Source organism: Algoriphagus limi, assembly GCF_024919275.1.
Lineage (GTDB): Bacteria > Bacteroidota > Bacteroidia > Cytophagales > Cyclobacteriaceae > Algoriphagus > Algoriphagus limi.
Genome location: NZ_JANWGH010000002.1, coordinates 64,466 through 79,301, shown reverse-complemented (window position 1 = coordinate 79,301; position 14,836 = coordinate 64,466). Strand labels below are relative to the sequence as shown.

General features: G+C 41.2%; 14 protein-coding genes. 11 read left to right on the top strand and 3 right to left on the bottom strand.

What is annotated here, in order from left to right; translation table 11 throughout:
- Positions 1-30: 30 nt before the first annotated feature.
- A complete protein-coding gene (locus tag NY014_RS08695; RefSeq protein WP_259414209.1) occupies positions 31-1,317 on the bottom strand; it encodes an OmpA family protein in 1,287 nt (428 codons plus the stop codon).
- 171 nt (positions 1,318-1,488) lie between these two features.
- Between NY014_RS08695 and NY014_RS08690 the strand changes: the two genes are divergently transcribed.
- From NY014_RS08690 to NY014_RS08650, 9 genes are all read left to right on the top strand, one after another.
- Positions 1,489-2,397: a zinc-binding metallopeptidase family protein gene (locus tag NY014_RS08690; RefSeq protein WP_259414208.1), complete on the top strand. Its 909-nt coding sequence runs from the start codon at positions 1,489-1,491 to the stop codon at positions 2,395-2,397.
- A 2-nt stretch (positions 2,398-2,399) separates the two neighbouring features.
- The gene (hpt, locus tag NY014_RS08685) at positions 2,400-2,939 is read left to right on the top strand and encodes a hypoxanthine phosphoribosyltransferase (RefSeq protein ID WP_259414207.1); all 540 of its coding nucleotides are present in this window, start codon (positions 2,400-2,402) and stop codon (positions 2,937-2,939) included.
- 12 nt (positions 2,940-2,951) lie between these two features.
- Entirely contained in the window at positions 2,952-3,524 is a 573-nt protein-coding gene (locus tag NY014_RS08680) for an adenylate kinase (protein ID WP_259414206.1), read from the top strand.
- A 65-nt stretch (positions 3,525-3,589) separates the two neighbouring features.
- Complete coding sequence (gene obgE, locus NY014_RS08675; protein WP_259414869.1) at positions 3,590-4,585, top strand: GTPase ObgE; 996 nt, start codon at positions 3,590-3,592, stop codon at positions 4,583-4,585.
- Between the two features lie 76 nt (positions 4,586-4,661).
- Positions 4,662-5,234, top strand: a complete 573-nt coding sequence (locus tag NY014_RS08670; RefSeq protein WP_259414205.1) for a nucleotide exchange factor GrpE — start codon at positions 4,662-4,664, stop codon at positions 5,232-5,234.
- Positions 5,235-5,239: 5 nt separating this feature from the next.
- Entirely contained in the window at positions 5,240-6,346 is a 1,107-nt protein-coding gene (gene dnaJ, locus NY014_RS08665) for a molecular chaperone DnaJ (RefSeq protein ID WP_259414204.1), read from the top strand.
- A 79-nt stretch (positions 6,347-6,425) separates the two neighbouring features.
- Positions 6,426-7,313 carry a hypothetical protein gene (locus NY014_RS08660; RefSeq protein ID WP_259414203.1) on the top strand — a complete coding sequence of 296 codons (888 nt, stop codon included), beginning with the start codon at positions 6,426-6,428 and terminating at the stop codon, positions 7,311-7,313.
- 7 nt (positions 7,314-7,320) lie between these two features.
- Positions 7,321-8,214 carry an ABC transporter ATP-binding protein gene (locus tag NY014_RS08655; protein ID WP_259414202.1) on the top strand — a complete coding sequence of 298 codons (894 nt, stop codon included), beginning with the start codon at positions 7,321-7,323 and terminating at the stop codon, positions 8,212-8,214.
- A complete protein-coding gene (locus tag NY014_RS08650) occupies positions 8,207-9,514 on the top strand; it encodes an ABC transporter permease (protein WP_259414201.1) in 1,308 nt (435 codons plus the stop codon). Before NY014_RS08655 ends, NY014_RS08650 begins: the two co-directional genes overlap by 8 nt.
- A gap of 38 nt (positions 9,515-9,552) precedes the next feature.
- On the opposite strand, the gene NY014_RS08645 is transcribed toward NY014_RS08650, so the two are convergent.
- Complete coding sequence (locus tag NY014_RS08645) at positions 9,553-10,023, bottom strand: Dps family protein (RefSeq protein ID WP_259414200.1); 471 nt, start codon at positions 10,021-10,023, stop codon at positions 9,553-9,555.
- 147 nt (positions 10,024-10,170) lie between these two features.
- Here NY014_RS08645 and NY014_RS08640 point away from each other — a divergent pair, with 147 nt between their 5' ends.
- Positions 10,171-11,406 (top strand): sensor histidine kinase, encoded by a 1,236-nt coding sequence (locus tag NY014_RS08640; protein WP_259414199.1) that lies wholly within the window; start codon positions 10,171-10,173, stop codon positions 11,404-11,406.
- Between the two features lie 173 nt (positions 11,407-11,579).
- Positions 11,580-13,160 (top strand): peptide chain release factor 3, encoded by a 1,581-nt coding sequence (locus tag NY014_RS08635; protein ID WP_259414198.1) that lies wholly within the window; start codon positions 11,580-11,582, stop codon positions 13,158-13,160.
- A gap of 38 nt (positions 13,161-13,198) precedes the next feature.
- On the opposite strand, the gene ade is transcribed toward NY014_RS08635, so the two are convergent.
- Entirely contained in the window at positions 13,199-14,821 is a 1,623-nt protein-coding gene (ade, locus tag NY014_RS08630) for an adenine deaminase (RefSeq protein ID WP_259414197.1), read from the bottom strand.
- Positions 14,822-14,836 lie beyond the last annotated feature (15 nt).

Sequence of the window (14,836 nt, the reverse complement as noted above, 5' to 3'; positions counted from 1 at the left end):
GAACGGGATTTAATTTATCTTAATTGATTTTTATTTCACTTCGAATGAAGCTCTTCTAGCCATTTGTCTTGCATCAGCAGAAGATTTGTCTACGCTAGTATCTTCTCCATAGCCTTTGTAAGAAAGTCTGGAAGCATCTACACCAGCTGCAACCATTAGGTCATAAACTGCTTTCGCTCTTCTTTCAGATAACTTCATGTTGTAATCTTCAGGGCCTAATTCGTCAGCATATCCTTTGATTTCTACGCTAACACCTGGATTTCTCTTCAAGAAGTTTGCTACATAATTTGCAGCGCTCACTGAATAACCAAGTGGTTTGTCGCTATCGAATGCATAGTAAACGTTTACATAGCCATCGTTGATAGCTTTCTTCAAGTAATCAACTTCTTCTCTTTCTTCAACAACTGGGCATCCGTTTGTAGAAGCTGGTCCTGGCTGGAATGGACAGTTATCCATGTGATCAGGAGTTCCATCACCGTCAGAATCTAAAGTAGTACCAGCGGAGTTAACTCGAGCTCCAGCAGGAGTGTTAGGTTCTTTATCTAGGTAATCAGGAACACCGTCTCCGTCGGAATCCTTAAGCATATCTTTGATGCCATTGATCTGAGATGCTAATTCTTCTTTAGTAGCATACTTGTCAGCAGCGATGTACCAATCGGCATGCTCATCGTTAGATCCTAGGTAGAAGTTAAGACCGATAGTACCAGTCCACCAAGTTCCATTAGCTCCATAGAATCCGTTGTCAACAGAAGGGTTGATAAATTCATAACCATCCCAAGTAACAGTCTGACGTCCGTTTAGGATAGTTGAAATGTCACCAACAAGAGCAATGTTTTTAGATAATTTCAATTGTGGAGTAACACCGAACATGATGGTGTATACATTGTCATCGAAATCATTAAAGGTATTCATTTCAGGGTTCACCAAACCAATACCAGCACCACCGTGTAGCAATAGGCCGAAAGAACGAGTGAATGACTCAAAATTCATGATTCGACCAAGGTTAGCAACAGCTTGTAGATTTAATCTGTTGTATTTAGTGTCGAAAGCTGGGCTTTGAGAATCGCCACCTCTAGCTTCTCGCATGGAACCAAATCCATAATCCAACTTAACGCCGAATTTTTCATTGAACATGTAACGAGCACCAAACTCAATGTGGCCGAGATTTAGTGTAGGAGATAAGAAACCTCCTGATAATGGAGCCATTGGCTTGTTAAAACCACCTCCAACTTCAAGAGACCACTTATCGAAGTCTTGTGCGTTTGTACCGATAGCAAGAGCTCCGGCAAGCAGGGATGAGAGTATTAGTTTTTTCATAACAAAAAATTTTTGTCCAAATTTTAAGTGTTTGATTGATGTGAGTACAAATTTATAAACTTTTAACTTACTGCAAATCTAGATGAATTATTTAATTGTCGATTGTACAATTAAAATTTTCCACCGCATTTTTTAAATAATCTTCCAAAATCTAACATAATTTATGCCAGAATGAAAATTTTGTTTGACCTTTTAAATTCACAAAGCGTCTCTGGAGACGAAGGAGAACTTTCTCAATTTCTACTTGAATACATCCAAAAACGGCAAAAACACTGGAAGGTTCGCCCAATTATATATTCGGGAGAGGAATTTCACGATTGCATTCTTTTGAAATTTGGAAAGCCATCAACGGCATTATTCGCCCATATAGACACCATTGGTTTTATGACAAGATATGAAAATCAATTAATTCCTGTGGGTGGTCCAGAATATATAGATGGAGCTTTTTTGGTGGGGAAAGATAGTTTGGGAGATATTCGATGTCGATTGAAAGTCGAAGACGATCAGCTATTTCATGACTTTCCCCGAGCCATTGATCGAGGAACTTATCTCTCATTCGAACAAAATGTTCGTCTAGGCGAGGAATCTATTCAAGCTGCTTATTTAGATAATAGGTTAGGCGTTTTTACAGCTTTGAAAGTATGTGAAACTTTAGAAGATGGCTGGGTGATATTTTCTACCTATGAAGAGCATGGAGGGGGTAGTATGCCTTTTTTATTGAGGTTCATTCAAGAAAATTATCCGATTCAACAAGCTTTGATCGCTGATATTACCTGGGCCACTGAAGGAGTGAGACCACATGAGGGTGTAGTGATTTCTCTTCGGGACAAATACATTCCTAGAAAAAAATTTCTGAATCGAATCCTTGATTTGGCCCAAAAAAGCGAAATTCCCTTCCAATTGGAAGTGGAGGCATATGGAGGGAGTGACGGACGTGAAGTTCAATTTTCATCTTATGCCATCGATTGGTGCTTTGTGGGAGCAGCTGAAGAAAATGTCCATAGCCCGGATGAAAAAGTCTCGCTGCTTGACCTGAACTTAATGATTGAAATGCATCAATACCTAATGAAAAACCTGTAAAAATGAATCAATTCATCCATGATAAAGAGTTTGAACCATTCATTTCTGAATCCAAAATTCAGGAAAGGGTAAAGGTATTAGGTGCACAAATCACTCAGGATTTTCAAGGGAAAAAGCTGGTTTTACTCGGGATTTTGAAAGGCTCATACATGTTTCTTTCTGACCTTTGCAGGGCAATTGAATTACCTCTCGAAATCTCTTTTTTAAGAATTTCTTCTTACGAGGGAACTCAAACAACTGGAGTGGTCAAGCAGGTTGCAGGATTTCATGATGACTTGTCGGGAAAAACAGTCGTTATAGTAGAGGACATTGTGGATACTGGAATAAGTATGGATTACCTATTGAAGGAAATCAAAAAGTATCAACCGGCTGATGTGAAGATTGCTACATTTTTATACAAACCGGATGCTTTTCGCTTTAAATACCCGCTTGATTATGTCGGTTTTGAAATTCCCAATAAATTTGTCGTCGGTTATGGGTTGGATTACAATGACCTAGGTCGTAATCTACCTGAACTATATCAATTAGTGAATTCTCAATAAATCTAAATACGGATGCGTAATATCGTCTTATTTGGCCCTCCGGGTGCAGGCAAAGGTACTCAAAGCGAAAAGTTGATTAAGAAATATGGGCTGACACACCTATCCACCGGTGACCTTTTCCGAAAGCACTTAGGAGAAGGAACGGAGCTTGGAAAACTTGCCCAGAAATACATGGACGAAGGCAGGTTGGTTCCCGATGAAGTTGTTATCGGAATGGTTGAAGATAAAATCGCAGCTACCAAAAATAGTCATGGATTTATTTTTGATGGATTTCCAAGAACTACTGCACAAGCTGAGGCCTTGGATAAAATGTTGGATAGCCATCAAATGGAAATAGCAGGGATGATCGCTTTGGATGTTCCTGAGGATATCTTAAAAGAGCGAATCAAACTGCGAGGAAAAACATCCGGTCGAGTAGATGACCAGGATGATCAAAAAATCCAAACTCGAATTAAAGTTTACTTGGATGAAACTTTGCCGGTTGCGACTTATTATGAAAAGCAGGGAAAGTTCACCAAAATCAATGGGGTAGGAGAGATTGATGAAATCTTTGATGCCATCAGTGAAGTAGTGGATAGTTATTAAGTAGTTGATTTTCCTTACTTTTGCACCAAAATGAGCTAAGCCAAATGCTTAGCTTTTTTGTTTCTATGGCAGAGTCAAATTTCATCGATTACGTAAAATTTTGTTCCCGATCAGGGGCAGGTGGTGCTGGTTCCCTTCATTTTAGAAGAGAAAAGCATGTGCCAAAAGGTGGACCTGATGGGGGAGATGGTGGCCGGGGAGGTCATATCATCCTTCGGGGGAATGCACAATTGTGGACCCTCCTTCACTTGAAATACAAGAAACACGTGATCGCGGAACAGGGAAAACCTGGTGAAGGTGGTAGAAGGACGGGAGCCAATGGGCAGGATGTAATCCTTGATGTCCCATTGGGAACGGTTGCCAAAGATGCAGAAACCGGTGAAAAGCGCTTCGAGATTACGGAAGATGGTCAAGAGGTTGTCTTGACCAAAGGTGGTAGAGGTGGTCTTGGTAATCACCATTTTAAAACATCAACCAATCAAGCTCCTCACTATGCCCAACCTGGTGAGTCAGGGATTGAAGAATGGATCATTTTGGAGCTCAAGCTCTTGGCAGATGTGGGTTTGGTAGGCTTCCCAAATGCTGGGAAATCCACGCTTTTGTCCGCTCTTTCGGCAGCCAAACCAGAAATTGGAGATTACCCTTTTACTACTCTTGTTCCTAACCTTGGAGTTGTAAGCTATCGAGACGACCGATCCTTTGTAATGGCAGATATTCCGGGAATTATAGAAGGAGCCGCGGAAGGTAAAGGGCTTGGGATACGATTTCTTAGACATATTGAGCGAAACTCAATTTTACTATTTCTGATTCCTGCAGATACTGAGCTTATTTCTAAGGAGTACCAGATTTTGTTGGGAGAATTAGAAAAATACAATCCTGAGCTTCTGGACAAAAAGCGACTGCTAGCCATTTCCAAATCTGACCTATTGGATGAGGAGTTGATGAATGAAATGAAATCTGAAATACCGGAAGGAATCCCTTACGTTTTTATTTCATCTGTGACACAATTTAATCTTGAAAAGCTGAAGGACATGATTTGGCAGGCCATTCAGTCAAGTTGAGGTGTCAGATTGTCAGAAATATTCTGATGGCAAAAATATTGTGACTAGAGGCTGGACCAGCTATTGAACTAGATCTATGGAAAATAATAAAGAAGAATTACGCGAAAATGAAGAGGTGCTCGATCAACAAGAGCAAAATCAAGAGAATTCCAAAGAACAAGAATCTGATCAGGAGCAAGTGGCACAAGAAAAAGTAGATCCAATCGCCAAATTGGAAGGCGAGTTGGCAGAAATGAAAGATAAATACCTGCGTCTGTATTCAGATTTCGAAAATTTCCGAAAGCGGAATGCAAAAGAGCGATTGGATTTGATCAAAACTGCTTCTGAGGAAGTTTTGAGAGACTTGCTTCCGGTAGTGGACGATTTTGAGCGGGCATTCAAAGCCAGCGAAAATGAGGGAGATGCTCAAAAGGTTCGAGATGGAAACCAGCTTATTTTCCATAAACTGGTTAAGATTTTGGAATCTAAGGGGCTAAAGGCAATGGATGACTTAATTGGAAAGCCATTTGATGCTGACATGCAGGAGGCAATTACTCAAATTCCATCCCCAAGTGAAGATATGAAAGGAAAAGTGATCGACGTAGTGGAAAAAGGCTACACCTTGGGTGACAAAGTGGTGCGCTACGCTAAGGTCGTAACTGGAGCTTAATTAATATGGCAAAGAAAGATTATTACGAAGTACTAGGTGTCAGTAAATCTGCTACGGCCGAAGAAATAAAGAAGGCCTATCGGAAATTGGCTATTCAGTACCATCCTGATAAAAACCCTGATAACCCCGAAGCGGAAGAAAAATTTAAAGAAGCTGCTGAAGCTTACGAAGTTTTAAGTAATCCGGAAAAGCGTCAGCGTTATGACCAATTTGGCCATCAAGGCTTAGGAGGAAACGGTGGCTTCGGCGGAGGTGGTATGAACATGGAAGATATCTTCGCTCAGTTTGGAGATATTTTCGGTGGGGGAGGTTTTAGTTCTTTCTTTGGCGGAGGAGGCGGAGGCCGACGAACCAAAAAGGGCACTAATCTTCGGGTAAAATTAAAACTCAACCTTCAGGAAATCTCCAATGGTGTTGAGAAGAAAATCAAAGTAAAACGCCATGTCGTCGCACCGGGTGTGACTTTCAAAACTTGTTCTACCTGTCAAGGTACCGGACAGGTGAAGAAGGTTGTAAACACCATGCTGGGTCAGATGGTATCTGCTAGTACCTGTGCAGTCTGTGGAGGTAGTGGTCAAATTGTAGATAAAAAACCAGCTGAAGCAGATTCTCGAGGATTGATCGTTAAAGAAGAAGTAATCACAATCAATATTCCTGGAGGAGTTGCCGAAGGTATGCAGCTCAGCATGTCAGGAAAAGGAAATGAAATTCCTGGTGGAATTCCTGGAGACCTGCTCATAGTAATTGAAGAGATCGAAGACAAGACTTTGCAGCGTGATGGAAACAATGTGATTTATGATTTATATGTTTCTTTTGTCGATGCTGCATTGGGTGCTTCAGTGGAAGTTCCAACCATTGACGGTCGGGTGAAGATTAAAATTGATCCGGGAACTCAAAGTGGAAAAATGCTTCGCCTAAAAGGAAAAGGCATTAAAGATATTAATGGCTATTCCCGAGGGGACCAGTTGATTATGGTAAACGTATGGACACCGACTCAGTTGACCAAGGAAGAAAAACAAGCTTTAGAAGCTTTAAGGGATTCTCCGAATTTCAAACCGGATCCCGGGAAGTCGGAAAAATCCTTTTTTGATAAAATGAAGGAGTTCTTCTAAAAATCACAAGCCAGATGCAATTCTGGCTTTTTTTATATTTTTAAAAACCTTTTGAGATTCCAAGTCGTAACCTATCCGTATGCTGCAAAAATTCTGTCTGCTTCTTCTGGGTGTTTTCAGTGGGATAGGCGTCAGTCAGGCACAATTGGTCAAAGAATTCCGAGCTCCAGAGAGAGATGGCTTCGAAGTTGTCCAACTGGATTTCTCCACTTATAAAAGCACCACTCACCTGAAACGGATGAGAAATTCCGATCCAGTCTATATCCATGGGCATTTGGAAGAGGTAAATATTCTGCCGGTTTTTGACCATAAAGTTGAAAACCAAACCCTTTATACTTCCCTTTCTCATAAGAATATTGAGTCTGATAATTTAGGAAGGAGCATTACTACCAAACTTTTTTCTCCTTCTAAAGATGATTTTGGACATTCTTGGGATGTGGGTTTGGCTTCGAATTACCTTTATCATCTGAATTTTAACTTAGGTATCGGGATGGCAGACTTTGACCTTTCCCAACTTCCCATTGGGCAGCTGAAAGTCCATAGTGCTAGCGCAGACGTTTTAGTGCATTATGGAATCCCAGAACCCAATCAAATCCAGATGGATACACTTTTGGTCACCTTGAATATGGGAACTGTGGAAATCCAAAATGCCAACTTCTCCAACGCTAATCAGATGATCTTTGAGGTGAATTATGGGAAGATTGATTTGAATTTTAGCGATGGAATGTCTTCTTCCTGCCAGGTAATCGCGGCAGTTGGGGCTGGATCTTTATATTTAAAATTACCCTCTGATAATTATCCTATCAAAATCAAAATGAAGACCACCCCGATGTGTAGGACTTCTTTGCCGAATTATTTGAAATCACTGGACAAGGAGACTTTTGTAACCAAAGGATATGCGCCGGATGATCCCAAACTTCTAAGTTTGACCATCGACGTAGGGGTAGGTTCGCTCAAAGTCGAATAAAAAATACATGTTAGAAATTGAGAAATTAAATAAGTCCTATGGGCCCAATAGGGCTCTGACGGATGTTGATCTTTTTGTCCCAAAAGGAGTGATTTTTGGATTGCTGGGACCAAACGGAGCGGGAAAATCAACCTTGATCCGAATCATTAATCAAATTATCGATGCTGATTCCGGTTCGATTCAAATTGAGGGGAGAAAGCTTTCACCTAGTCATATTTCCAAGATTGGATATTTACCTGAAGAAAGAGGGCTTTATAAAAAAATGAAGGTCTGGGATCAGATGCTTTATTTTGCACGGCTAAAGGGACTGAGTCAGACAGAAGCCAAAAAGCGAATTAATCATTGGCTGGAAAAAATGGATATGGGAAGCTGGAGGGAGAAAAAGGTGGAAGATCTTTCCAAAGGAATGGCCCAGAAAGTCCAGTTTATTTCCACCATTCTCCATGAACCAGCCTTATTGATTTTGGATGAGCCTTTTTCAGGATTTGATCCGGTCAATGCAGAAATTATAAAAGACCAAATTCTGGAACTTAAGCAAAAAGGGATCACGGTTATTTTGAGTACGCACCGGATGGAATCAGTTGAGTTACTTTGCGATCAGGTGGCCATGATCAATAAGTCTCGCAAAATTCTTGATGGCAGTATTCGAGAGGTTAAGAATTCTTTTCGGCCGGATATCTTTCATGTTTCCTTGGAGAAAGTCGAGTCTCCTTTGCCGGTTAGTTGGAAGGCTGTAGAAGAGGAAGGTCAATGGCACTTTTCAAAATCATTGGATGGAAAAACTCCGAATGAGTTGCTGGCTGAATTAATGACTTATGGACAGGTGTCAAGATTTCAGGAGCAAGTCCCAAGTATGGAAGAGATTTTTATCCACCAAGTAAAATCAGGCGAACATGAATAAGATTTGGCTAGTCATACAGCGGGAATATCTTTCCCGGGTCAAGAAAAAATCCTTTTTACTTGCGACACTCTTAACCCCTTTGATTTTCCCGGCTATCATGGCAATTTTCATTTGGATTGCCGTAGAGGAAAAGGAGAATCAAGCGCTCCGGATTATTGAGGTGGTGGATGAAAATGACCTGTTTTTTCTCGAAAGCTCAGAACAATATGCTTTTTCCTTTTCAAGCCGGAGTGTGGATGAGGCAAAGGACCTGGTGAAAAATGGGGATAGATACGGCTTTTTGTATATCCCGAAAATCAATCTGGAAAAACCGGAAGGGATAACTTACTATGGGGAGGAAAATCCCAACATGAATCTAATCTCCTATTTAAGAAGCAGTCTCAAAAAGAAAATCGAAGACCAACGACTTTTCGAATCGGGGATTGATCCAGAAATCTTATCTCAAATCCGAACCTCTGTAGATGTAAAAGCAATCACTTTGGATGAAGGTGGTGGAGAGCGGGTTTCTGATGCGACTGTCAATTATGCCATTGGGTTTATTGCCGGGATTCTGATCTATATGTTCATCTTCATTTATGGCAATCAAATCATGCAAGGTGTAATCGAAGAAAAATCCAGCCGTATTGTAGAGATTTTGGTTTCTTCCTTGCGTCCATTTCAATTAATGATGGGGAAAATCGTAGGAATTGCAGCAGTTGGTCTCACCCAACTTCTTATTTGGATCGTGTTGATTGGTACCTTGACGACTTTGGTGACGGGGATTTTGGGAATGCAGATGCCCCAGCAGCAGGCTATGGAATTAGCCCAGGGAGAAATGACTCAAGCTGTTCCTGATACTGAAATGGGTGAGATTTTGGCTGTGATCAACGGAATTGATTTTGTGACATTGGTGGCTTCTTTTGTTTTTTACTTTTTGGGAGGTTACCTATTGTATGGTGCATTATTCGCAGGAATTGGTTCGGCTGTGGAGGCTCCATCCGATGCGCAGCAATTTATGCTTCCGGTGACTATTCCTTTGATTGTAGCTTATATGGGATTATTTGTCTTTGTCCTACAAGACCCAAATAGCACCACGTCTTTCTGGCTATCCATTATTCCGTTTACTTCGCCCATTGCCATGATGGGAAGAATCAGTTATGGAGTTCCTTTTTGGGAATTGGGACTATCAATGGGATTGTTGATTTTAGGATTCTTGGGTACGACTTGGCTGGCGGCAAAAATCTATCGAATAGGAATCCTGATGCATGGAACCAAGCCGAGTTATAAAACGCTTTGGCGATGGATAAAAAGTAGCTACTAAAAAAATGAAGCCGGATCAACATGACCCGGCTTCATTTTTTATCTCAAATAAGCTGATAGCATCCAGACTATCTTTTCCTTAGCGGTTATATAATCACTCATTAGTGTTACTGTACCCTCATCTCCTTGCTCGGAGGCGGTTTCTAAAGCTTCTCTTTCCAAATCCAAAAGCGTGTTGATGTTATCCCGAGTGATGGAAACCATCTCTTTGGAATCATGCACTTCTTTGGCTTCATGAATGGAAGAATTTTCGATGTATTCTCCATAAGAAGAGAAAGGTCTTCCCCCAAGGGTCAAGATCCGTTCTGCTACCTCATCTACGCTTTCATTGGCTGTGGAATACAATTCCTCAAATTTCGCATGCAATTCAAAGAAATTTGGTCCACTGACATTCCAATGGAAGTTTCGTAGGTTTTGGTAATAGACTTGATAATTTGCCAAAAGCTTATTGAGCTTTTCTACCAATACAATGGTGTCTTTTACTTCTAATCCGATATCGTTCGTTTTCATGATTTTCTTCTCGTTTTTGTGTTTCAATTAATAGTATAAATTTACTAAAAAATACCCTCAGAAGCCAACTGAAAATATCAATCCCTATCAGATACTATCTATCGTTTTGAGGAGTTAAAATAGGGATAGGCAACTGAAAAATTCTTCATGAAAAATCGCTTTCAGGATTTGACTTCCATTGATTTCTACCAAAACCGACGCCAAGTAAAATGGCTGGTGGTATTGCTTTCTGTGCTCATTGGAGCAGGGTCAATTTGGTATACCAATCAGTTGGTGGAGGAACTTAAATCAAGAGAGCGCCGTCAAATTGAACTTCTATCCAGCGCCTTGGAATATGCTGCCAGCAATGCAGATAACTTATCCTTCATCAATCAGGAAATCATTCAGCAAAATTACTCCATTCCCATCATTATGGTGGATGCAGAAGGTATTCCTCTGGAGTTTCGAAATATACAGTTTCGGAAAAATGCTACTGCTCAAGACTCGACTAAAACGCTGAATGAGGAGCTGGATGAGATGAAGTCAGAATATGAACCGATTTTGCTCGAGGAGGCGGATATACAGATTTATTATAGGAATTCAGAGCTGCTGACCAATCTTCGGTATTACCCTTATGTGCAATTGGCGGTAATCATGATTTTTGGAGTATTGGCCTATGCGCTTTTTAACCAAAGTAAAATCGCGGAGCAAAATCGAGTTTGGGCTGGTTTGACAAAAGAAACAGCCCATCAATTAGGAACGCCGATAGCCTCGCTGATGGCTTGGATTGATTACTTGCGAAATTCTCCCGTTTGGGAAGAAAATAAAGAGATTATCCAGGAAATGGATAAAGATGTGGTGAAGTTGCGGATGGTGACAGAGCGATTCAGTAGTATTGGAAGCAAGCCGGTCATTCAGTCCGAAAATCTCTATCAGGCAATCGAAGAAACGATTAATTACCTTCGTCCCCGCATTTCCACCAAAGTAGAACTTCATATCAATGCGGATTCACAGGATTTGGATGCGATGATGAATAAACCACTTTTTGAATGGGTGGTGGAAAACATATGCAAAAATGCCGTGGATGCCATGAAAGGGAAGGGGACGATTACCATCGATATCATTCAAGACAGTGACAAGTTCGTAATCGTTGATATCACGGATACTGGAAAAGGAATTGAAAAGCGAAATTTCAAAAAGGTCTTTAATCCAGGTTTTTCAACTCGTCAGCGAGGATGGGGTCTAGGCTTAACCTTAGCAAAACGTATCATTGAGGGCTATCATGGCGGAAGGATTTTTGTCAAGTCATCTGAGCCTGGGGTAGGAACGACTTTTAGAATTATCCTGCATAGCACTGTAGAAGGCGCTGAGCAATTTGTGACAGAAGGAATTTTGGAATACTAAGGGATTTACAGATTCAGATTGGCGATTTTACGAGGTTAATATGGAATTCTAAGCTTTTTCCCTAAGTCCGAACCTTCGGAAGTAACAATGAGGTATGGTGTTGATATCGTAAATCGTATTTCAAAAATCGTAAATCCATTTTCCTTACCTTTGCCCCCTGAATTTTACTACCCATGAGTTTGACTGAGGAAATCAAAAAACGCCGAACCTTTGCTATCATTGCCCACCCGGATGCGGGTAAAACTACCTTGACTGAGAAATTGCTTCTTTTCGGAGGGGCTATTCAGACTGCAGGTGCGGTAAAATCGAATAAAATCGATACCGCTACGAAGTCCGACTGGATGGAAATCGAAAAGCAACGGGGTATCTCTGTGGCGACTTCGGTCATGGGGTTTGAATACAGGGGCATTAAGATCAACCTTTTGGATACTCCGGGTCACCAGGATTTTGCGGAGGATACTTACAGAACTTTGACTGCGGTGGATTCGGTAATCATGGTCATCGACTGCGTGAAAGGGGTAGAGATTCAGACCGAAAAACTCATGGAGGTCTGCCGGATGCGAAATACACCGGTGATCTGTTTTATCAATAAGCTGGACCGAGAAGGACGAGACCCTTACGATTTGCTTGATGAGGTGGAGGAAAAACTCAATATTCAATTGAGACCACTCTCTTGGCCTATCGGAATGGGAAAAAGCTTTAAAGGGGTCTATAATTTGTATGATCAAAAACTCAATCTATTTACCCCATCTCAGCGAAAGTTGAGTGATGATAGAAAGATTTTTGAAAATCTGGAAGATTCCGAATTGGATCAATTGATCGGACAAAGTCCTGCTGACCAACTGCGTGAGGATGTGGAATTGATCGAAGGAGTATATCCTGAATTTGATGTTGCGGAATACTTGGATGGGAAAGTTGCTCCGGTCTTTTTCGGTTCTGCAGTAAATAACTTTGGGGTAAACGAGATGCTGGATACGTTCATTCAAATCGCTCCACCTCCTAAAAGCCGAATGACGGATGTACGGGAAGTAAAACCTGATGAGTCCAAGTTTTCTGGTTTTGTATTTAAGATTCATGCGAATATGGATCCGAACCATCGAAACCGCATTGCCTTTTTACGTATTTGTTCTGGGAAATTTGAGCGAAATAAACCCTACAATCATGTGGGAGGACCTAAGCCACTTCGCTTTTCAAATGTGACGCAGTTTATGGCTCAGGATAAAGAAATTATTGATGAAGCTTTCCCCGGAGATATTATTGGTTTGTATGATACTGGCAACCTGAAAATTGGTGATACGCTGACAGACGGAGAGAATATGGTCTTTACTGGAATCCCGAGTTTCTCACCAGAGATCTTCCGAGAGGTTGTCAATAAAGATGCAATGAAGACCAAACAATTGGAGAAAGGTCTGAAACAGCTCATGGAAGAAGGGGTGGCCCAGCTATTCACTTTTGATATGGGTTCACGAAAAGTGGTTGGTACAGTTGGTCAGCTTCAGTTTGAAGTAATCCAATTCCGATTGAAAAATGAATACAATGCAACGGTAGAATTCCACCCGATGAATCTATACAAAGCCTGCTGGATCAGCAGCAAGGACAAAAAGCAATTGGATGAATTCGTCCGGTCAAAAAATCGACACATTGCCTATGACAAAGACGGCAAACTGGTTTTTATGGCCGAGTCCAAAGCTTGGTTACAAATGGTTCAGGACAATTATCCTGAGATCGAGTTCCACTTCACTTCGGAGTTTTGATATTCACCCTCCAAGGGTTTCAATCCCTTGGAGGGTTTTTATTGAAATACCTCTGTAAATTCAAATTTTTTCCCATCAAACAATCCCTTATCACTCAACTTCAAATCTGGAATTACCAGTAAGGCCATAAAGCTTAGGGTCATAAAGGGAGAGTTTAGGGTAGAGCCCATTTCCTTGGCCATTCGGTCGATCCGGGTGTATTCTGCTGCGACCTGATAGCCATTCTCTGCTGACATAATACCTCCAACAGGCAAAGGAAGTACTTCCTCCTTTTCTCCCGAAACTGCCGAAATCCCACCATTTGCTTTGATCAAGAGATTCACTGCTCGACAAATGGTTTCGTTATCCACTCCCACAGCGATGATATTATGAGAATCGTGGCCTACTGAAGAAGCAATGGCTCCGTTTTTTAATCCAAAGTTTTTGATAAAAGCTACTGCCGGAGGTGCATCTTGATAGCGATTGACCACCGTGATTTTTAGGATATCTTTTTCAGGATTGGATTCTGCAAAACCATTTTTTTTTAAAATATCTCCTTGAATTTCTGGAGTAATCAACTGTCCGTCGAGCGCTTCAATCACTCGGACTTGTGAGCCTTTAGCCTCGATTTTAAAATCCTCGGGCTTTTTTAAGCTACTAGTAAAATTGTTAATCACTAGGTTATCAACACGATCAATTAGCGTCTTTCCGTTTTCAGCAACTTTTTCACCATTTATATAGGTAGCCTGTACTTGAAAATCTTTCAGGTCTTTGACTAAAATAAAATCTGCGGGATCACCCATTCGTAATTGTCCCACCTCTAAAGAATAATGATGGATCGGATTGAGGCAGGCTGCCTGTAGCACTTGAAACAAATCCTTTCCCTTTGCAATTGCTCTAGTTGCCAATTCATTGATATGCCCCAAAGCTAGATTGTCGGGATGCTTATCATCTGAGCAAAACATGATCATCTCAGGGTATTCATCGATCAGATCGATTAAGGCTTCGAAGTTTTTGGCCGCCGAACCTTCCCGAATGGCGATTTTCATCCCGAGTTTGATTTTCCCCAAAGCTTCGGCATAGGTAAAGCACTCGTGGTCTGTACTTGGGCCCGCACTAACATATTTCTCTGCCAATTCGCCTATTAGTCCGGGCGCATGCCCGTCTATTGGTTTACCATATTTCTGGGCGATTTGGATTTTTTCCATGACCAACGGATCCCGATTTACTGTACCGGGCCAGTTCATCATCTCAGCCAAATAGACAATTTCTGGTCTGCTCATCAGGTCTTCGATATGAGAGGCGTCGATTTCTCCACCGGCTGTTTCAAAAGGTGTAGCGGGTACGCAGGAAGGGGCTCCAAAATAAAATTTGAATGGGACTTGCTTTCCATTTTCAATCATATAATCCACTCCTTCAATCCCACAGACATTGGCAATTTCATGAGGATCCGATACGGTAGCTACAGTTCCATGGACCACTGCGAGTCTTGCAAATTCCGAAGGAACGAGCATGGATGATTCTACATGCACATGGGCATCAATAAATCCAGGAAGTAAAAAAGGAAGATCTGGAATGGGGTTGATTTCTTTAATAGCTGAAATTTTTCCCTTTTCAACAGTAATAGAAACCGGATAAATTTTCTGGTTAGGGATATCTACTAATTGACCTTGAATGTGCATGAAAATCAGTTTAAA